Raw genomic sequence first — 18,785 nt, 5'->3', positions numbered from 1 at the left:
GGACCGACTACATCAGTTCGTGGCCGTGCGGGCGGTGCGGTCGGTGTTGAACGGCTTGGTCGTCACCGCGACCGGGGAGCACAGCTCGCCGCAGTTCATCTCGGTGAGCGCCTCGGCGGCGGTGAACGGCTTGCCGGTCTTGGGGTTGGTCTTGGTCCGCAGCCCCAGGTACTGGTCGAACTGCTCCGGGGTGATCGCGCGGACCTCGAAGTTCATCACCGCGTGGTAGGTACCGCACAGCTCGGCGCAGCGACCGACGAACGAGCCGGTCTTGTCGATCCGGTTCTGGAACGTGGCGTCCTGGTTGTTCTTCTCCGGGTGCGGGAACACGTCGCGCTTGAAGAGGAACTCCGGGACGAAGAACGCGTGGATGACGTCGCGCGACTTCAGGTTGTACTGGATGGTGCGCTGGGTCGGCAGGACCAGCAGCGGGATCTCCGCGGAGCTGCCGATGGTGCGCACCGTCGTGTCACCGGGCGCGGCGGGCTCTTCCAGGGCGCCCTTGGTGTTGACGTAGCTCTTGTAGTCGAACTCCCAGTTCCACTGGAAGGCGAGCACGTCGACCGTCACGTCCGGCTTGTCGGTCTCGGCCTGCACGTAGTTCTGGGTGGTGGCGGTGAAGTAGAACAGCACGACCACGATCACGACCGGGATGCCGGTGTAGATCCACTCCAGGAAGTGGTTGTACTGGAACTGCTTGGGCAGCGTCTCCCCGCGCTTGCGGTGGGCGACCACCGGCCACAGGATGAGCGCCCAGGTGATCACGCCGATGATCAGCGCCGCGACGACCGACCAGGTCCAGAACTCGCGCATCCGCTCGGCCTGCGGGGTGACGCCCTCCGGCCAACCGAACCGCAGCACCTCGTCGGTGGAACAGCCGGTGGCGCCCAGGACGACGAGCGCGACAAGACCGGCGACCTTGCTCAGCCGGGCGACCGGCGAACGGTTCCCGGCGGCCTTGGGTGTGCCCACTGCGCGACTCCTCCTCGAGCGGTAACTCCACGCACTTGACGCTGCCCCCGCGACCGCCGATCCCGGCGCTGGACAGCGGAGATCGACGCTCCTGGGGAGCACTGCGGAGCCTAGCCCAGCGACGTGGGCCACACCCCCCGAGGGGTGATCGGATGTCGGTCACACCGGGCGGTGACGCTGCGCGCACGGGGTCGGCCAGGTCGGGGCCGGGCAACCCCGCCCGGCATACTTGCGTCTTCCCCGCCAGAGACAACCCCGGCTCGACACGGAAGAGGTGCGCGAGAAGCGTGTGCGGTCTGCTTGGCCTGGTCTGCCCTTCGGAGATGGACGCCGCCGCCGCGCGGTCGGCGGTGGGGGCGGCGATGCGCTGCCAGCGCCACCGCGGCCCCGATGAGAGCGGGACGTGGACCGGCGGTGAGGTCGTGTTCGGCTTCAACCGGCTGTCCATGATCGACATTGAGCACTCCCACCAACCGCTGCCGTGGGGGCCGCCGGAGACACCGCAGCGGTACACGCTGCTGTTCAACGGCGAGATCTACAACTACCTGGAGCTGCGGGCCGAACTGGCCGAGCGGCACGGCGCGCGGTTCGTCACCGACGGTGACGGCGAGACGATCGTCGCCGCCTACCACTACTGGGGCGAGGCCGCGGTCACCCGGCTGCGCGGCATGTTCGCGTTCCTGATCTGGGACTCGCAGAAGCAGACCCTGTTCGGCGCGCGCGACCCGTTCGGCATCAAGCCGCTGTTCTACGCCTCTGGCCCGGGCGGGGTGGCCTTCTCGAGCGAGAAGAAGTCCATCCTGGAGCTCGCGCCGCTGATCGGCGCGCGGCTGGAGCTGGACCGCCGGTCGCTGCAGCACTACTTGACGCTGCAGTACGTGCCGGAGCCGGACACCCTGCACTCGACGGTTCACCGGATCGAGTCGGGCACCTGCTTCACGCTGGTACCGGGCGAGGAACCGGTGACCAAGCGCTACTGGCAGCCGCGGTTCTCGCCGACCCCGGTGCGCGGCCCCGCCGACGCCGAGGCGCTCTACCAGCGGATCGCCGACGTGATGAGCGACTCGGTCCGGATGCACATGCGCGCCGACGTCACCGTGGGTTCGTTCCTCTCCGGTGGCATCGACTCGACCGCGATCGCCGCGCTGGCCCGCGAGCACAACCCGGACCTGGTGACCTTCACCACCGGCTTCGAGCGCCAGGGCTACTCCGAGGTCGACGTGGCGGCGGAGTCCGCGGCCGCGATCGGGGTCAAGCACGTGGTCCGGACGGTGTCGGCGCACGAGATGATGGACGCGCTGCCGCTGATCGTCTGGTACCTCGACGACCCGGTGGCCGACCCGGCGCTGGTGCCGCTGTGGTTCATCGCCCGCGAGGCCCGCAAGCACGTGAAGGTCGTGCTCTCGGGTGAGGGCGCCGACGAGCTGTTCGGCGGGTACACGATCTACCGGGAGCCGCTGTCGCTGGCGCCGTTCGAGCGGGTGCCGGGTTCGCTGCGCAAGTTCATGGGCCGCGTCTCGGCGAAGATCCCCGAGGGCACCCGCGGCAAGGACCTGCTGCGCCGCGGGTCGCTGTCGCTGGAGGACCGCTACTACGGCAACGCCCGCATCTTCCGCGACGACCAGCTGCGCGGCGTCCTGCGCACGTTCGACCCGGGGGTCAGCCACCGCGACATCACCTCCCCGCACTACCGCGAGTCGGTGTCGTGGGACCCGGTGACCCGGATGCAGCACGTGGACCTGTTCACCTGGCTGCGCGGCGACATCCTGGTCAAGGCGGACAAGATGACCATGGCGAACTCGCTGGAGCTGCGGGTGCCGTTCCTGGACCCCGAGGTGTTCCGGGTGGCCGCCGAGGTGCCGCTGGAGCAGAAGATCACCAAGGAGACCACCAAGTTCGCCCTGCGCCAGGCCCTGCGCAAGGTCGTCCCCGCGCACGTGCTGAACCGCCGCAAACTCGGCTTCCCGGTGCCGATCCGCCTGTGGCTCAAGGACGAGATGTACGACTGGGCCCGCGACATCGTGATGGCGTCGCAGACCGACGCCTTGATCGACAAGAACGCGGTGATGCGCCTGCTGGAGGAACACCGCGCGGGCACGCTCGACCACAGTCGGCGGATCTGGGCCTTGCTGGTCTTCATGCTCTGGCACGGCATCTTCATCGAACGCCGAATCACGCCGGTGATCCCGGAACCGCACTACCCGGTGAAGATCTGAGTTTCAGGGCCGCCGGCCAGCAGGCTGGCGGCCCTGATTCGTCGCCCGCAGGCTCGACCAGCGCCGGAGAACAATCCCGCCGCCGAGCTCAGCGACGGCGCACTTCCAACGACGAGGGTCCACACCGTGTGGGTGCGGGACCCTCGTCGTTTCTCTCAGCTCAACGGGTGCGCCGCACTCGAGGACCTCCCGCGCGGCGAAGGACGCTGCTAAGAACAGAGGCATGATCACTACTCATGCCCAAGCGCCTGAGGCCGATCCGTTCGCACCACTCAGCGGTCAGTTCGCCCTCCACGGTTCGACCTCGGTCGAACGGGCGAATGACTTCCCAACGCCTGCGGGCATCCGCCCCTTCGGGCTTCGTCGCGCCACGCCCGTACGACCGGGCACGGTGATCCCGGAGTGGACTTACGACAGCGACGCGCAGAAGGCCGTTGCCACCTCCGGTGTACCGCTGATCGAGCTGCCCAGCATGGGTGACCCGACTGCCAAGACCACGTCGAGCGTTGACGGCGAGGACCCGCCCAGCTCCGAGGACTGGGTCAACGATTGATGACCGTTCTCATCCTCGCGCCCGAACTGGACCTCACGGCTGACCGCATGGTCGACGCGCTGCAGGACCGGGCCGTGCCTGTGGTCCGCCTGGACACCGCCTGGTTTCCGCAGCACGTGAGCATCGACGCCGAACTGCGGCACGGGCGGTGGGTGGGGAGCTTGTCCACTGCTGGGCGAACTGTGCGACTGGAGGCACTGCGGTCGATCTGGTACCGCAGCCCCACTGCGTTCACCTTCGCTGAGGGCATGTCGCCGACCGAGCGGCAGTGGGCCATGACCGAGGCCAAGCTCGGCTTCGGCGGGGTGCTCTCATCGCTGCCCGTGCGGTGGGTGAACCACCCGGCCCGCAATGCCGACGCCTCCTACAAGCCGGTGCAGCTTGTGACGGCTGCGCGCTGCGGCCTGCAGGTCACTGACACCCTGATCACCAACACCCAGACCGCGGTACTGCGTTTCGCCGCGGCGGGGCAAACCGTGATCAAGGCGCTCGGAGCCCCTTCGATTCGCGAAGAGGGTGGGCGCAAGACGGCCTTCACCCGACTCCTCGATGCCTCCGACATGAGCGATCTTCGTGGCGTCGAGGTCACATCGCACCAGTTCCAGCGATGGGTACCCAAGGCGTACGAGGCGCGCGTGATCGTCGTCGGGGACAGCGTGTTCGCAGCCGCGATCCACGCGACTACCGCGGACGCGTACGTCGACTGGCGCAACGACTACAAGGCCCTGACTTACGACCGGGTCGATCCACCGTTCGATGTGCTGACCGGCGTCCGGGACTATTGCCGAGAACTCGGGTTGGTATACGGCGCGTTCGACTTCGTCGTTCGGCCAGACGGGCAGTGGATCTTCCTGGAGTGCAACGCGGGCGGGCAGTACGGCTGGCTTGAAGATGCGGCCGAATTGCCGATCACGTCGGCTCTGGCTGATCTCTTGGCGAAAGGGACCGGCGCATGACCTGGCAGGATCTGGCGCGCGAACTCGCCGCGGAGATCGTGGCCGAGGGTGTCCTTCGGACTCCCTCGCTGCGGCAAGCAGTGGAGAAGACCCCTCGACACCTGTTCGTACCGCGCTTCTACACCCAGGAACCGGACCGGTCGTGGGTTCAGACGGCTGCGGGAGGCGAAGAGTGGCTCGCCGCTGTGTACCGGAACCAGCCGTTGGTGACGGATCTCGCTACCACCGCTGATGGCGACCGGGTCACGGTGTCGTCGTCGACCAAGCCGGGTCTGATGGTTCGGATGTTGGAAGCCCTCGACCTCGCCGACCACCACCGCGTGCTGGAGATCGGCACCGGGACCGGGTACAACGCCGCCCTCCTGTGCCACCGCCTCGGGGATGGGCGGGTCTTCTCGGTCGACATCGGTGCGGCGCTGGTCGAGGCCGCTGGTGAGCGCTTGGCTTCGCTGGGGCTGTCCCCCGTTCTCGTGGTCGGTCACGGCGGGCTGGGACTGCCCGAGCACGCGCCGTTCGACAGGATCATCGCCACGTGTTCGGTCCCTGCGGTTCCGCGGGCGTGGGCCGGCCAGGTCCGGGTGGGTGGGCTCGTGCTCGTCGACCTGAAACCCAGTGTGCACGCGGGGAACCTGGCGCTGTTGAGGCGCACCGCCGATGGGCTCACGGGGCGCTTCCTGCCGCGCTGGGCCGGATTCATGGCGATGCGCGATGCCGACCGAGCACCGGACGCCGCGCCCGCACTCGGCGACCAATCGGCAGGAACTCGGTCGGACACCACGTTGCCCGCGACGCCGTGGACCCACCTGGTGCCCTGGTTCCTCGCCCAAGTCGGGATGCCAGGTGAAGTGTCGGTTGGGTACACGGGCCTAGCCGGTGGCCGTCCCGAATGGTCCACGCTCAGCGCCGCTGACGGCTCGTGGGCCTGGGCCCGTATCACCGGAGCCCGTGAAATTCGCCAGGGTGGACCCGTGCGGCTGTGGGATCGCGTAGAAGCCGCCCACGACGAATGGGAGACGCTCGGGTGTCCGGACTGGGACCGCCTCGGCCTCAGCGTCACCCCGGACGGCCTGCACCGGGTGTGGCTGGATGAGCCCGATAGCGGCCATGAGTGGGTATTGCCTGCTCGGTGAGCCACCTGTGCGGGGGCGCTGGCACAGTCGGCAGATCTGGGCACTGCTGATGCTCGTGCTCTGAAACAGCATCTTCATCAAGCACCGGATGACGCCGGTGATCCCGGACTCGCACTACCCGGTGAAGCTTTGAAGCTGGCGCCCTGTTGCACAAGCGCCTTGCGGACGAGCACTACCGCGAGATTATTGAGACTTACAAGGGTGACCGGATGCTCTGCCCCAAGCATCCGGGTCTGACTTTCAAGGACAGCCAGAAGTTCGACCTCGGCGTCATCAAGACGACCTAACTCGGCAAGCACGCTCGCAAGGGCGACACGGCTCGTTAGCGTGTGGGGATGATCGGACCCGAGAACACTGATACGCGCATCAACGACTGTCGCCAACTCAATTTCAGCCTCACCGAGCCGACCTGATCTAGCCAACATGCTCCGCAACCCCAGCCCAAGCTGCGCCGCCGAATCGCTCGCGGTTGTCTGTACGAGACCGGCCTCGCCGGACCGCGCATCACGGCGTGGCGACTAGCCTGCCGTGGCTGTTCCGCGGGTGGACCACCGGGATTTCAGTGCGGCGCCTGGTTCCCACTCCACGCAAGTCGGCCGTTGCCCCGTGTCGAGGTACTCGACGACGGCGGCCAGCACCAGGTCGACCGGTACTTCCGCGTGCGGTCGGATGCCCGCCGGGTGCAGTCCCGCGCTGTGGTACTCGACCCAGTCGGTGTTGGTACCCGAGGTGGGCACGAGCACGTCCAGGCCGTCGTGCCACTGGAGGAAGCCGATGGCGTTGTGCACGCCGAAGGCCAGCGTCGGCCCCTCCTCCTCGGCGTCGGGGTCTGGCCGGGTCTCGCCCAGCTCCCACATCCACCCGACGTCCGCCCTTCTCCAGGTCGAGGGGCCCGCCGCGTTGAGCGCCAAAACCTCGCCGACCAGGTCGACATCGTCGGACAGTTCGTCCCGGGCGATGAAACCCCAGTGGGTGATGGGTGTGCGGGAGTCGGTCACCACTTCGCCTTCCCGTGGTACGTGCGTTGGATCGCCATAGGAGTAACCCACCCCGCGTACGTAGGTGGTCGTATGCAGGCGCGGATCGAGTGGCTGGGGTAGCCGTCGATCGTGCCTGTCCGACCGAGGCCGCCCGTCCGGTGGGGCGGGCGGCCTGGTGGGTCAGGGGGTTCGGAAGGAGGCCAGGGCCTCGGTCCACGCGCCGGGTGGGAGTTCGAGGAGGCCGCCAGCGGGGCACTTCGAGTCCCGAACGGCGACCAAGCCGGGACGGAAACCCACCTCAACGCAGCTGCCACCGTTCGTGCCACTGCGGCTGGACTTGCGGAACGGGACCGTGGACCAGTTGGGCATGGGGATCAACTCCTCGAGGTTGTAGCCATCAAGCCTGCCCACGCGGCGGCGGGCAGCACGATCAAGCCACCACCAGGGCACTTGGAATCCCGAACGGCGACCAGGCCGGGACGGAAGCCCACCTCGACGCACTGACCGCCATTCACATCGCTGCGGCTGGACTTGCGGAACGGGACCGTGGCCCAGTCAGTCATGGCTGTCATCTCCCTGTGGTTGCCACCGAGGCGTACTCCTCCGCCACGGTCGCCACCAAGTGTCGCGATTCCACCGGGCCGAGGGCTACCCCCTGCAACCTTGCAAACAGCTCCCTGTAGCGGCGAACCGTCTCCGGGGGCTTGTCGAGGTAGGCAGCGTCGGAGTACATCTCCAGGTAGACGATGTCATTGGCCATCTCATGCCCGAACCGGAAAAGCGTAAACGTCGTACTCAAGTAGTCATACGACCGGCTGGCGAACGGGATGATTTGGAGCGTCACGTTCGGCAACATCGCCACGTCAACCAGATGCCGCAGTTGTTCAGCCATCACCTCGGGACCACCAATTTGGCGACGCAGTGCCGACTCACTAAGCACGAAGGCGAAGCGAGCGGCGTCCTCTCTTGTCAGCAAGGTTCGCCGATCGGCACGTATCCGCAGAGCATCATCCACTTCTTGGTCAGCCGCATCGGTGCCTTGAGCCTCGAACATCGCTCGGATGTAGTCATCCGTCTGCAGGATGCCGGTGATGATCTCCGACCGGACTTCCATGATCTCGGTGGCGTCGGCCTCCAGGTCGCGGAAGGCGCGGAACCAGCGGGGTCCCAGGTAGAGCGTTGTCTCGCCGGTAGGCCTACCGCGCTTGGGTTTGGACAGGCGGGACAGTTCGCGGCACCAGAGGCGGTCTTTCTCCGTCGCCCGGTAGAGCTCCAGGATCACGTCCAGGTCGCTCTTGTCGATGCCGATCTTGCCCGACTCGACCCGACTGATCTTGTTCCCGGCCTTGCCCAGGTGCTCGGCGGCCTCGTCCTGGGTCAGGCCCGCTTGTTCGCGCAGCCGCAGCAGCTCCGCTCCCAGCAGCCGCCGCTGCATGCTGATCGACCGCGATGGGCTCGTCATGGCCCCGGATCCTCCCACATCGATCACGTTGAGTGACCCGCACCCGGGATCACCCTTTTAGGTGACTATACAAACTGGAGTTACAGAATAAGCTCAGCGGCACTTGGTAGCCGGTCCCGCTGGCGAATCTTGAAGGTTGGGGCGCAGCCTGGCTATCGCAAGCCGCATTTCATCCCGCAACGGAGGCTAGTTTATGACCACGATCGCCACCCCCGGCAACCGCCCCCTGCCGCCTGCCTGCGACGAGGCCGAGTTCGCCGCCCTGCTGACCGGCGCGGTCGCTGTCGAGGCGCCCCGGCTCTTCGCCGTCGTCGAGGAGTTCGGTGAGCGGGCCGACGCCCGCATCGCCGCGTGGGGCATGGCGTTCCCCGAGCACGCCGAGCTCGTCGGGATCCACCGGCCGCTGCGGATGAGCCTCAACGGCCCGGAGTCGGCGCTGCCGCTGTTCACCCGCGACCACACCCGCGCCCACCTGGTCTGGGTCGACCCGACCGCCGAGCAGGACTGAGTCAGCCGCCGGTCCGGTAGTCGGTCGGCGTGCAGCCGGTCAGCGTGCGGAAGTCGCGGTTGAGGTGCGGCTGGTCCACGTACCCGCACACGTGGGCCACCGCGGCCAGGGACGGCGGTTCGGGGCGCGCCAGCAGCAGGGCCGCGCGGTTGAGCCGGGCGATGCGGGCGACCGTGCGCGGTGCCAGCCCGATCTGCTCGCGGAACCGGGCGTGGAAGTGCTGGCGCGTCCACCCGCTCGCCTCGGCCAGCGCGCCGACCGACACCGGGGATGACATCAGCCGGTGCCAGGCGCCCTCGACCTGACCGCTCAGCGCCGGACCGCGCGCGACGCGGCCCAGCAGGTAGGCGTCGAGCAGGCGGAACCGCTCGGGCCAGCCGTCGGCCTCGGCGAGCCGCTCGCGCAGGAGGTCGACGCGGAGCAGGTCGGCCAGCGGGACGGTCTCGTTGGCCAGTTCCTTGAGCGGCAGGCCGAATAGCGCGTACGCGCCGGGTGGGGTGAGGGTGATGCTGACACCGCGGGCCACGCCTGCCTGTTCCAGGTCGAGGGGGCGGTCGCGTAGACCGAGGACCGGGCATGACGGGAGGTCCGTGCCGTCCGGCAGGCGTCGCTGCGGGGCCTCTAGGTCTAAGACAACGGTGAGCACGGTTAGCGGGGTGACCCGCCATGGGGTTGGTTCTGTGTTCGGGAAGGTGTGCGCGGCGTACGTGCGCACTAGGCCTGCTAAGCGCGGGTCTGGCCGGCTAAAGACGTGTTCGCTTGGCGAGCGCTCGATGTCTTTGCGCGCCACTACGAGTGACCAGTCGGCCATGCGTATCCCCCTGGGGCAACCTTACCTGCTTCCAAGACGGGGGTCCCCGACTTGCGTAGCTTCGGGCGCATGACGACCAAAGGTGTTGGGCAGTTCAAGAGTGCTGCGGCACAAGAAAAGTACCTACAGGCGTACGAGATCGCTATGGCGCAGTGGCCGGATCCATTGGCGGCGCTGGATGTCGGCACAGCGCACGGCACCACCCGGTTGTACCGGTTCGGATCCGGTCCTCCGGTGGTGCTGCTTCCCGGTCTGCTGGCCACCGCCGCGGGTTACTGGAAGTTGGGGCCTGTACTGGGTGAACACCGGACTGTGTATGCGATCGACACGCTTGGCGAGGGTGGGCGGAGCGTGCAGTCCGTGCGCTTCAAGGACTTCGAGGACCGGGCGCGGTGCCTCGACGACGTCCTCGGTCAGCTGGAGCTGGAGGGCGCGCACCTCGTCGGCGCGTCGACCGGGGGCTGGCACGCGGTCAACCAGGCCATTCACCGGCCCGACCGGCTGGCGTCCATCAGCCTGCTCGACCCGACGACGGTGACTGCGTCGTTCTCCGCGGGGGTGGCGGCCTTCGGGCTGGTGACCTCGGTGCTGAACCGGGAGTGGATATGGCGGCGGTTCTTGCGTTGGTGCCTAGGCGAAGACATCTACGACAGCCCGGAAGCGCAGCTGTTGCTTAGCGCGATCCGGCACTTCCGGCCGGGCGGGCCCTTCCAGAAGGTGCCCGCGGCCGAGTCACTAAGGGGTGTGCGGGTGCCGGTGTTGGCGTTGTTCGGCGGCGACAGCGTCGTCCATGACTCCGCTGCCGCCGCCCGTCGACTCCAGGAGTTGGTCCCAGGTGCCGCCGTGGAGACGATCACCGGCGCCGGGCACGACGTCCTGCGCCGCCCCGGCGACTTCGACCGCGTTGTTCAGCGCGTTCTGGACTTCACGGCGTGACGGTCAGCCGGGGGTCGCGCTCCACGACGCCCTCGAGGACCTTGTCGATCGAGGCCAGCAGGTCCGCGTCCAGCTTCTTGCCCGCGGCCGCCGCGTTCTCGGTGACCTGCTCCGGCCGCGACGCCCCGATGATCGCCGAGGCGACGTTCGGGTTCTGCAGGACCCACGCGATCGCCAGCTGAGCCAGCGACAGCCCGGCCTCCTCGGCGAGCGGGCGCAGGTCCTGGACCGCGGTGAGCACCTCGTCGCGCAGGAAGTGGGAGATCATCTTGGCGCCCTGGTCGTCGGTGGCGCGGGAGCCGCTCGGCGGCTGGGAGCCGGGCAGGTACTTGCCGGTGAGCACGCCCTGCGCGATCGGCGACCAGACGATCTGCGAGAGGCCCTCGCGCTCCGAGGCCGGGACGACCTGGTCCTCGATCACCCGCCACAGCATCGAGTACTGCGGCTGGTTGGAGATCAGCGGCACGTTCAGCTCGCGGGCGAGCGCGGCGCCGCGGGTGATCTGGTCGGCGGTCCACTCGGAGACACCGATGTAGAGGACCTTGCCCTGCCGCACGAGGTCGGCGAACGCGAGGAACGTCTCCTCTAGCGGCACGGTCCGGTCGAACCGGTGCGCTTGATAGAGGTCGACGTAGTCGGTCTTAAGCCGGCGGAGGGAGCCGTGGGCGGACTCGATGATGTGCTTGCGCCCGAGTCCGCGGTCGTTAGGTCCGGGACCGGTGACGCCATAGACCTTCGTGAAGATCTCAACACTCTCGCGTCGGTGACCTTCGAGGGCGCGGCCGAGGACCTCCTCCGCCTTGGTCCCCGCGTAGACGTCAGCGGTGTCGAACGTAGTGATCCCGGCGTCGAGGGCGGCCCGCACACAGGCGTGCGCGGTCTCCTCCTCGACCTGGGAGGCGTGGGTGAGCCAGTTGCCGAACGAGATCTCACTGATGCTGAGGCCACTACGGCCCAGGCGACGAAACTCCATACCGCCGAATCTAGACCGCGGTACCGGGGGTGACTCGCGGCTTGGGAACGCGCAGCTTGCGCAGCTGGGTCGCCCGGACGAACGCGTACCAGCCGATGCCCGCGCCGCCGACGTTCTCCTTGGGGAACTTCTCGCGCACCCGCTTGACCACGCGGCGGCCGTTGAGCACGGCCTCGATGATCATCGCGACCAGCATGACCAGGCAGACCAGGGTCGCGTACTGCTGCACCACCAGCGAGGTGGACAGCAGCGAGACGAACACCAGCACCGCCAGCGGCATGAACAGGCCCAGCAGGTTGCGCTTGCTGTCGACCAGGTCGCGCACGTACGCCTTCACCGGGCCGCGGTCGCGCGGCATGAGGTAGCGGTCGTCACCGTCGGCCATGCGGCGGCGCTGCTCGGAGCGCTGCTCCCGGCGCTGGGCGTTGAGCGCTTTGCGCTCCTCCTTGGACCCGCGGGCCCGGCGGATCGCCTCGCGGGTGGTCTTCGGCGGCGGGGCCACCGGACCGCGCTTGCGGCCCTCGGCCTCGCGGCGCTTGGGGGTCGGCCTGCCCTTGCCGGGCGTGTGCCCCTTGGGCCCACCGTCACCGACGGTGACAGCGTCGTCCTCCACCAAGTCGGCGTCGGGGCTGTCAGCGGAGTTGCGGCGCAGGAACCTCACGTCGACAAGGGTAGGACAAGCCCCGCGGTCGCTACGCTGCGCCCGTGCGAGTCGTTATCGCCCCCGACAGCTTCGGCGGGACGCTCACCTCAGCGGAGGCGGCCACCGCGATCGCCGAGGGGTGGCGCCGGGGTGCCCCCGACCACCGCGTGTCGACCTTCCCGCTGGCCGACGGCGGGCCCGGGTTCGCCGAGGTCCTGCTGGGTGCGCTGGGCGCCGAGCGGGTGCTGACCACCGTCACCGGCCCCCTCGGCGACCCCGTCGACGCCCAGTGGCTCATCCACGACGGCGTCGCCTACCTGGAGTCCGCCGAGGCCATCGGCCTGCACCTGGTCCCCGCCGACCGCCGCGCCGAGGCCTGCGAGACCGCCACCACCAGGGGCGTCGGCGAGCTCGTGCTGGCCGCCCGCGACGCCGGGGTGTCGCGCGTGGTGATCGGCCTGGGCGGCTCCGCAACCACCGACGGCGGCCGGGGCGCGCTTGAGGTCCTGGACGGGCCCTTGCCCGAACTGTTCGCCGCCGTGGACGTCGAGAACCCCCTCCTGGGCCCGCACGGCGCGGCGGCGACTTTCGGCCCCCAGAAGGGCGCTGACCCGGCCGCGGTGGCCCGTCTGGAGGCTCGGATGGCCGCTTGGGCGGAGGAGGTCGCTGTTCGCTTTGGCCGGGATCTCCGGGATGAACCGGGCGCTGGGGCAGCCGGGGGGCTCGGCTTCGCCTTACTGGCTCTGGGCGCCGCTGTCGTGTCTGGCGCGGAGGTAGTCCGCGCCGCCACGGGCTTGGATGACGCCTTGGACCGCGCGGCACTGGTTGTAACCGGCGAAGGCAGCTTCGACTGGCAATCGCTGCGCGGGAAGCTCGTGACCTCGGTAGCCCGCGCAGCTGCCGATCGCGGGATCCCGTGCGTGGTCTTGGCTGGGCAGGTGTCTGTTGGCCGCCGCCAAGCGGGGGCGGTGGGGGTGGCAGAGGCCCACTCGGTGGCCGACTTCGCTGGCTCTTTGGACGCCTCCTTGGCCGACCCAGCAGGCACCCTCGCCGCCCTGGCCGACCACACCGCCCGCCAGTGGCGCTGACCCCTTCCTGATCACCCGCCTTTGTCCGACTACGCCTCCCACCCGACCCCCTTTCCGCATTCCCCCAGGTCCAGGCCGCCCACCCGCTCTCGTCTTCACCCGTTCCAGCGACAAAAGTTATCCACATGTGGATCTTCGGCTTGGGTTTCCCAAGATCCACTGTGGGTGGGGCCTAGTAGACTGGCCCTGGGGCCGCCCCCCGGTGAGGGTGGGGGCTGCGCCCCCGACCCGCGCGTGCGGGGAGCGTTGTGGGGTCTTACCGGGCCTGCTCGATTCCGGGCTGAACGGCTCTCGCACTGGTCGCCCAGGCGTCTTACCTGCGACTCTGCTTCGCTCCACCAGCCGCCCGGCCCCGCCCTCGAGGCGCTCCGACCTGGGGCGCCATGTCGGGAGGGTGACCTGGATTCACCCGTCCCAGGGACAGAAGTTATCCACATGTGGATCTCTGCCACCCGCTTCCAAGATCCTTTGTCGGTGGGGCCCGGTAGACTGGCACCGGGGTCGCCCCCCGGAGAGGGTGGGGGCCGGGCGCCACTCGGTCGCGGGCGCGCGCGGGGAGGGGCAGCTGGGTCGAAGGCGTGGCGGGTCGGTGCGGGGAGGCGCGGCCCGGGTGGGCGCGAGCGGCGGCTGGGTGCGTGGAGCAGAGCGGCGCGGGAGAAGTTCTGGATGGGGGCTCGTGGGTGGTGAGCGGGGGGACATTCGAGCGGGAGAAGGCGCTGACCTGGGCGGACGCGGTTGTCCTCAGTGGTACTGAGCGCATCGCTGCCGGGATGGCACTGACGTGTGTCACCATGGGATGAGGTAGTCCGGAACAAAGTCCGGGCCAACGCTGTTGTGCCGGGTACGTGCCCGCGTAGGACCATTCCCAGGGAGAACGATGACCACCGCTCAGGAGACTGGCACCGAGGCGGCGACCCACGGTGTCGAACTGTCCGACGCCGCCGCCGTGAAGGCCAAGGCCCTGCTCGAGCAGGAGGGCCGCGACGACATGCACCTGCGCATCGCCGTGCAGCCCGGTGGCTGCGCGGGCCTGCGCTACCAGCTGTTCTTCGACGAGCGCACCCTCGACGGGGACCTCTTCCGCGACTTCGGCGGCTTGAAGGTCGCCGTCGACCGGATGAGCGCCCCCTACGTGCAGGGCGCGACGATCGACTTCGTCGACACGATCGAGAAGCAGGGTTTCACCATCGACAACCCGAACGCGGGCGGTAGCTGCGCCTGCGGCGACTCGTTCCACTAGTCACCGCCAAAAGGCCGCGACCCGGGCTGGGTCGCGGCCTTTTGCGTGTCCGGAAGCCGCTAGACGTACTCGTCGAGGTCGGCGACCTGGGCGTGGCAGGCCTCATCGACCCGCCAGGGCTTGGGCAGGCGGGGCAACGGCAGCTCAGGGCGTCGCTGGGTGAGCGCGGGGGGCAGCCCGGCGCAGTCGGCGATCAACTCGTCCATGGTGTCCGGCAGTTGCTGCGGTGCGCTCATTCGTCGCAATGTAGGCGCGGATGGCGGCGGTTCCCAGGCGTACCAAGCGGTAGTGTTCAACGGTGACCTGACGCCACCCGGGTGGGTGGTTGATCCGCCATGACCGCGCCGAGCCGAGTTCGACGTCGATCGGGCGTCGCTGGGCCGAGGAACACAGGAGGGGCTCCGTGCCCGTTGCCGTCACCGGAAGCATCGCCACCGACCACCTGATGCACTTCCCCGGTCGCTTCGCCGAGCAGCTCGTCACCGAGCAGCTGCACCGCATCTCGCTGAGCTTCCTCGTCGACGACCTGGTCGTGCGCCGCGGCGGCAACGGTGCCAACATCGCCTTCGCGCTCGGGGTCCTGGGGACCGCCCCCGTGCTGGTCGGCGCCGTGGGTGACGACTTCGCCGACTACCGGTCCTGGCTGGAGCGGCACGGGGTGAACACCTCCGGCGTGCACGTGTCCGAGGTCGCCAACACCGCCCGCTTCGTCTGCACCACCGACGACGAGCTGTGCCAGATCGCCTCGTTCTACGCGGGCGCGATGTCGGAGGCCCGCCAGATCGAGCTGGCCCCCATCGCCGAGCGGGTCGGCGGCCTCGACCTGGTGCTGATCAGCCCGAACGACCCCGAGGGCATGCTGCGCCACGCCCAGGAGAGCCGCGACCGCGGCTACAAGTTCGCCGTCGACCCGTCGCAGCAGCTGGCCAGGATGGACGGCGAGCAGATCCGCCAGTTCATCACCGGCGCGGACTACTTGTTCAGCAACGACTACGAGTGGGAGTTGCTGCGCCGCAAGACGGGGTGGTCGGAGGCGGAGGTCATGGACCGCGTCGGCCTGCGGATCACCACCCTGGGCGAGAAGGGCGTGGAGATCGTCACCAAGGACGGCACCTCCCTGCACGTCGGCGCCGTCCCGGAGAAGGCCAAGGTCGACCCGACGGGGGTGGGGGACGGCTTCCGGGCGGGCTTCCTGGCGGGCCTGACGCAGGGACTGGGGCTGGAGCGGTGCGCCCAACTGGGGTCGATGGTGGCGGTCCTGGTGCTGGAGGCGGACGGACCGCAGGAGTGGACTTTCGCGAAGGCCGAGGCCGTGGCACGCATCGGCGACGCTTTCGGGCCGGAGGCAGGCGCGGAGATCGCCGCCATCCTGCCCGGCTGAGTGCTTCTCTCGGAGGGCCGCCACCTGCGCACTTGGGGTGGCGGCCCTCTTGTTTCTGGGCGGCCACCCTCCCCCACGCTCGCCGGCAAGACCGACCACAACGTCACCCGGTTCAGCGACAGAAGTTATCCACATGTGGATCTTCGGGTGCCTGCTTCCAAGATCCACTGTCGGTGGGGCCTAGTAGACTGGCCCTGGGGCCGCCCCCCGGTGAGGGTGGGGGCTGCGCCCCCGACCCGCGCGCGTGGGGAGCGGGGGTGGGTGGTTCTCAGGCTGCCGTGGAGGACCAGCCCGCAGGTGCGGGGAAGACACGGTTCAGCTACGGGTCCCGGGCTACCGCGCGGGAACAGCCCCGCATGCGCGGGGAAGACGCGTCGACCGGCGCGTTCGCGGGCGGGTGATAGGGAACAGCCCCGCGTGCGCGGGGAAGACACTTGGTGACCAGGGACTTTACCCGTCCAAGCCCCCAAGTTCATTCACTTCCCGCGATCCCCCACCCCACCTCCAGCACAGCAAGCCAGCCCCACCCCAAGACTCCGCCACCCGTGTACCCGCCCCCCACTCACCACCCCCCACCCGCATCCATCCGAGTGATCGCCCAACGAAACCACCCCCCGTCACCCCCACCCACCCCTACCTTCGCCTCACGCATCCCGTGGGGAGGGCCATGGACGGCTACAACGTCAACGTCGAGGGTTTGCGGCGGGCCGCGAAAGCTGCGGACTCGGCAGGCGACCAAGCGGCGCAGGTCAAGCTGGGGGAGGCAGTGACCCCAGTGTCCGAAGCCATGCCCGGGTCCGCCTCAGCGGGCCAGGCCAAGGCCCTCGCCGCAGCGTGGAACAACCGGATGCGGGACTGGTCGGCCGACATCGTCTTGCTTAGCGGGAACATCACCACGTCCGCCAATGATTACGAGAAGGACGAAGCCGCTGCGGCGCAGGACTTTGATGTGCTGGGGAATGTGTTGAGGTTCGGGATATGACCACCTACGCCGATGTCCGGTCGTGGAATGCCGAAGCGCTTGAGGATGCCGCGCAGGCGGTGCGGGGGCGTAAGGAGCGGGTCCTGGGCCTGCAAGACGAACTCGACATGGCGTTCGGGCCGTTGTTCTGGCACGGGAAGAACGCCACCGCCGCGCGCACGTCCCTCAGCGGTCTACGCGACCGCGCCGAGCACGTTGTCGCCGAGGCGGCCCATGTGCAGAAGGCGTTGCAGGACGCCGCTGACGCCGTGATCGAGCTCCGGCGGTCGGTCGACGAACTGGAGGACGTGGCCAGGACCCACCGGTTCGGGATCGGGCCGGACGGGTCGGTGCGCGACGGTGATCCGAGTTCCAAGGACGCGAACCGGCCGCGGATCGCCCAGGGCCTCGTCGACCGGGTGCGCCGGGTGATGACCGGGGCCGCAGAGGTCGACGCCCAGCTCGCGAAGGCCCTGGCCGCCGCGGCCGACGGCAAGGTCAGCGACCACGGCGCCACCAACCTCGCCGACGCGGACATCACCACGACCGCCGACGGCAAGTACCACACCGGTCCGCCGGAGAAGCCGACCTTCACCTTCGACGAGGACTTCGTCTACGGCTCCAAGGACGCCGAGCTCGGCGACTACGCCCAGAAGGCCAAGTGGCTGGCGCAACTGCGCGGCGCCCAGGCGCTCGGCTACCTGCCCGACGCGACCGGCATGTACGACCACTACTGGGACAACACCGGCACGCCGAAGGAGTGGAACTACGAGAAGGCGTACCGGGAGGACACCGGCATCCGCCAGGGTGTCGACTCCGAGGTCACCCGGGCGGCGCGCGCGGCCGAGGAGATCATCCGGTCCGGCCGCACCGACTTCTCGATGACCGGCGCGCCCAGCAGCGCAGGCCCGTACCCGGCGACGGAGAACTGGCAGAAGGCCGTCGGCGGTTACCAGATCTGGAGCCACGGCAACGTGAAGGTCGACGGCAACAAGGTCACCATGGTCGTCACGGTGGAGGGCCAGGACCGGTACAACTTCAACCGGGGCCAGTCCGACATCGCCACCGGCGCCCCCGACAACGCGAACGGCCGGTTCACCGAAATAGGCTGGGCCAAGCCGTTCGACAGCCACGGCAGCATGACCAAGACCATCACCTGGGACCTCGGCAACCCGCCGACCAAGCTGACCACCGACCTGTCCGGCCGGTGACGCCGGAAGGACCACTCGCGGTGCCCCGTACCACCCACCTCGCGGCGGCGGCGCTGCTGCTGTTCACCACCGCCTGCGGCACCGCCGCGCCGGAGAAGGGACCCACCATGCCCACCAAGTCGGGCACCGGCCAGGTGCGCACCGACCTCGAGCCGCTCACCACGCGCTTCCCGGCGCTCGCCGAGGCGGAGTCGGCCCGGTGGATGTCCGGCACCCTCGGCGACGACCGGGTCCCCGGCCCTTCGACGTACTGGATCGACGCGATCGTGACCCTGCCGCCGTCACTGGTCGCGAAGCTCTCGCCGAACGCGCACGATGACAAGGCCGAGCCCGCGGTCGTGGAGGGCCTCCAAGACCAGCTACCCGACGGCCCTTACCTAACCGGCCCCACCCTCGACGACGCATTCGCCGCCCAGGGCTGGTCTGCCACGGCATACCTGGCGAAGGACGCCAACACCGTCGTCTTGGTGGCGAAGGGTCAGTAGCGCTAAGCGGTCAGCTTCCCGACTTCCGCGGGTGCGGTGCGGGCGAGGAGTTCGTCCAGCGGCAGCCCGACGGCCCCGGCGATGGCGGCGACGGTGAAGAAGGCCGGGGTGGGGACGCGGCCGCGCTCGATCTTGCGCAGGGTCTCCACCGAGATCCCGGCGGCGGCGGCGATGTCGACCATGCTGCGGTCGCCGCGCGCGGAGCGCAGGAGGGCGCCGAGCAGTTCGCCGCGCTGGCGTTCGTCGTCGCTGAGCGGGGGGCGCACCATGGGGCCATCC

At 69.0% G+C, this 18,785-nt stretch carries 23 protein-coding genes; 12 read left to right on the top strand and 11 right to left on the bottom strand.

Annotated features, from left to right (window positions below):
- Positions 1–12 precede the first annotated feature (12 nt).
- A complete protein-coding gene (gene ctaC, locus LV75_RS07015) occupies positions 13–972 on the bottom strand; it encodes an aa3-type cytochrome oxidase subunit II (RefSeq protein WP_253885916.1) in 960 nt (319 codons plus the stop codon).
- 287 nt (positions 973–1,259) lie between these two features.
- Between ctaC and asnB the strand changes: the two genes are divergently transcribed.
- The 4 genes from asnB to LV75_RS06995 all read left to right on the top strand — a co-directional run bounded on the left by asnB (position 1,260) and on the right by LV75_RS06995 (position 5,827).
- Positions 1,260–3,188: an asparagine synthase (glutamine-hydrolyzing) gene (gene asnB, locus LV75_RS07010; protein WP_253885914.1), complete on the top strand. Its 1,929-nt coding sequence runs from the start codon at positions 1,260–1,262 to the stop codon at positions 3,186–3,188.
- Between the two features lie 223 nt (positions 3,189–3,411).
- The gene (tgmA, locus tag LV75_RS07005) at positions 3,412–3,741 is read left to right on the top strand and encodes a putative ATP-grasp-modified RiPP (RefSeq protein WP_253885912.1); all 330 of its coding nucleotides are present in this window, start codon (positions 3,412–3,414) and stop codon (positions 3,739–3,741) included.
- Positions 3,741–4,697 carry an ATP-grasp ribosomal peptide maturase gene (gene tgmB / locus LV75_RS07000; RefSeq protein WP_301318755.1) on the top strand — a complete coding sequence of 319 codons (957 nt, stop codon included), beginning with the start codon at positions 3,741–3,743 and terminating at the stop codon, positions 4,695–4,697. The genes tgmA and tgmB overlap by 1 nt, the downstream gene beginning before the upstream one ends.
- The gene (locus LV75_RS06995) at positions 4,694–5,827 is read left to right on the top strand and encodes a methyltransferase domain-containing protein (RefSeq protein WP_253885909.1); all 1,134 of its coding nucleotides are present in this window, start codon (positions 4,694–4,696) and stop codon (positions 5,825–5,827) included. The genes tgmB and LV75_RS06995 overlap by 4 nt, the downstream gene beginning before the upstream one ends.
- Before the next feature lie 77 nt (positions 5,828–5,904).
- Here LV75_RS06995 and LV75_RS35825 read toward each other — a convergent pair whose 3' ends face one another.
- The 5 genes from LV75_RS35825 to LV75_RS06975 form a co-directional block, all read right to left on the bottom strand.
- Positions 5,905–6,252, bottom strand: a complete 348-nt coding sequence (locus LV75_RS35825; protein WP_372504146.1) for a tetratricopeptide repeat protein — start codon at positions 6,250–6,252, stop codon at positions 5,905–5,907.
- Positions 6,253–6,345: 93 nt separating this feature from the next.
- Complete coding sequence (locus LV75_RS06990; RefSeq protein WP_253885907.1) at positions 6,346–6,825, bottom strand: Imm1 family immunity protein; 480 nt, start codon at positions 6,823–6,825, stop codon at positions 6,346–6,348.
- A gap of 162 nt (positions 6,826–6,987) precedes the next feature.
- Positions 6,988–7,176, bottom strand: coding sequence for a DUF397 domain-containing protein (locus LV75_RS06985; protein ID WP_253885906.1), 189 nt, complete (start codon positions 7,174–7,176; stop codon positions 6,988–6,990).
- Between the two features lie 5 nt (positions 7,177–7,181).
- Entirely contained in the window at positions 7,182–7,370 is a 189-nt protein-coding gene (locus LV75_RS06980; protein ID WP_308210882.1) for a DUF397 domain-containing protein, read from the bottom strand.
- A 5-nt stretch (positions 7,371–7,375) separates the two neighbouring features.
- Positions 7,376–8,269 carry a helix-turn-helix domain-containing protein gene (locus tag LV75_RS06975; protein ID WP_253885903.1) on the bottom strand — a complete coding sequence of 298 codons (894 nt, stop codon included), beginning with the start codon at positions 8,267–8,269 and terminating at the stop codon, positions 7,376–7,378.
- Positions 8,270–8,462: 193 nt separating this feature from the next.
- Here LV75_RS06975 and LV75_RS06970 point away from each other — a divergent pair, with 193 nt between their 5' ends.
- Positions 8,463–8,777 (top strand): hypothetical protein, encoded by a 315-nt coding sequence (locus LV75_RS06970; RefSeq protein WP_253885901.1) that lies wholly within the window; start codon positions 8,463–8,465, stop codon positions 8,775–8,777.
- Between the two features lies 1 nt (position 8,778).
- On the opposite strand, the gene LV75_RS06965 is transcribed toward LV75_RS06970, so the two are convergent.
- The gene (locus tag LV75_RS06965) at positions 8,779–9,588 is read right to left on the bottom strand and encodes a helix-turn-helix transcriptional regulator (RefSeq protein ID WP_301318754.1); all 810 of its coding nucleotides are present in this window, start codon (positions 9,586–9,588) and stop codon (positions 8,779–8,781) included.
- A 69-nt stretch (positions 9,589–9,657) separates the two neighbouring features.
- On the opposite strand from LV75_RS06965, the gene LV75_RS06960 reads away from it, so the two are divergent.
- Positions 9,658–10,524, top strand: a complete 867-nt coding sequence (locus LV75_RS06960; RefSeq protein ID WP_253885898.1) for an alpha/beta fold hydrolase — start codon at positions 9,658–9,660, stop codon at positions 10,522–10,524.
- Here LV75_RS06960 and LV75_RS06955 read toward each other — a convergent pair.
- Complete coding sequence (locus tag LV75_RS06955; protein WP_253885897.1) at positions 10,514–11,497, bottom strand: aldo/keto reductase family protein; 984 nt, start codon at positions 11,495–11,497, stop codon at positions 10,514–10,516. The two genes, LV75_RS06960 and LV75_RS06955, sit on opposite strands and share 11 nt — an antisense overlap.
- Before the next feature lie 10 nt (positions 11,498–11,507).
- Entirely contained in the window at positions 11,508–12,158 is a 651-nt protein-coding gene (locus LV75_RS06950) for a DUF3043 domain-containing protein (RefSeq protein ID WP_372504145.1), read from the bottom strand.
- A 44-nt stretch (positions 12,159–12,202) separates the two neighbouring features.
- On the opposite strand from LV75_RS06950, the gene LV75_RS06945 reads away from it, so the two are divergent.
- A complete protein-coding gene (locus LV75_RS06945) occupies positions 12,203–13,228 on the top strand; it encodes a glycerate kinase family protein (RefSeq protein WP_253885894.1) in 1,026 nt (341 codons plus the stop codon).
- An 877-nt stretch (positions 13,229–14,105) separates the two neighbouring features.
- Positions 14,106–14,468, top strand: coding sequence for a HesB/IscA family protein (locus LV75_RS06940; RefSeq protein WP_253885893.1), 363 nt, complete (start codon positions 14,106–14,108; stop codon positions 14,466–14,468).
- A 59-nt stretch (positions 14,469–14,527) separates the two neighbouring features.
- On the opposite strand, the gene LV75_RS06935 is transcribed toward LV75_RS06940, so the two are convergent.
- The gene (locus tag LV75_RS06935) at positions 14,528–14,704 is read right to left on the bottom strand and encodes a hypothetical protein (protein ID WP_253885891.1); all 177 of its coding nucleotides are present in this window, start codon (positions 14,702–14,704) and stop codon (positions 14,528–14,530) included.
- 209 nt (positions 14,705–14,913) lie between these two features.
- On the opposite strand from LV75_RS06935, the gene LV75_RS06930 reads away from it, so the two are divergent.
- The 4 genes from LV75_RS06930 (at position 14,914) to LV75_RS06915 (ending at position 18,506) form a co-directional block, all read left to right on the top strand.
- Complete coding sequence (locus LV75_RS06930; RefSeq protein ID WP_253885992.1) at positions 14,914–15,849, top strand: carbohydrate kinase family protein; 936 nt, start codon at positions 14,914–14,916, stop codon at positions 15,847–15,849.
- 667 nt (positions 15,850–16,516) lie between these two features.
- Entirely contained in the window at positions 16,517–16,831 is a 315-nt protein-coding gene (locus LV75_RS06925) for a hypothetical protein (protein ID WP_253885889.1), read from the top strand.
- Positions 16,828–18,021, top strand: a complete 1,194-nt coding sequence (locus tag LV75_RS06920; protein ID WP_253885888.1) for a hypothetical protein — start codon at positions 16,828–16,830, stop codon at positions 18,019–18,021. The genes LV75_RS06925 and LV75_RS06920 overlap by 4 nt, the downstream gene beginning before the upstream one ends.
- 20 nt (positions 18,022–18,041) lie before the next feature.
- The gene (locus tag LV75_RS06915; RefSeq protein ID WP_253885887.1) at positions 18,042–18,506 is read left to right on the top strand and encodes a hypothetical protein; all 465 of its coding nucleotides are present in this window, start codon (positions 18,042–18,044) and stop codon (positions 18,504–18,506) included.
- A gap of 2 nt (positions 18,507–18,508) precedes the next feature.
- Here LV75_RS06915 and LV75_RS06910 read toward each other — a convergent pair whose 3' ends face one another.
- Positions 18,509–18,775 carry a helix-turn-helix domain-containing protein gene (locus LV75_RS06910; RefSeq protein WP_253885885.1) on the bottom strand — a complete coding sequence of 89 codons (267 nt, stop codon included), beginning with the start codon at positions 18,773–18,775 and terminating at the stop codon, positions 18,509–18,511.
- Positions 18,776–18,785: the final 10 nt, after the last annotated feature.

This window comes from Actinokineospora diospyrosa, assembly GCF_024171925.1.
Lineage (GTDB): Bacteria > Actinomycetota > Actinomycetes > Mycobacteriales > Pseudonocardiaceae > Actinokineospora > Actinokineospora diospyrosa.
This window is presented reverse-complemented; position numbering and strand designations above follow the sequence as displayed.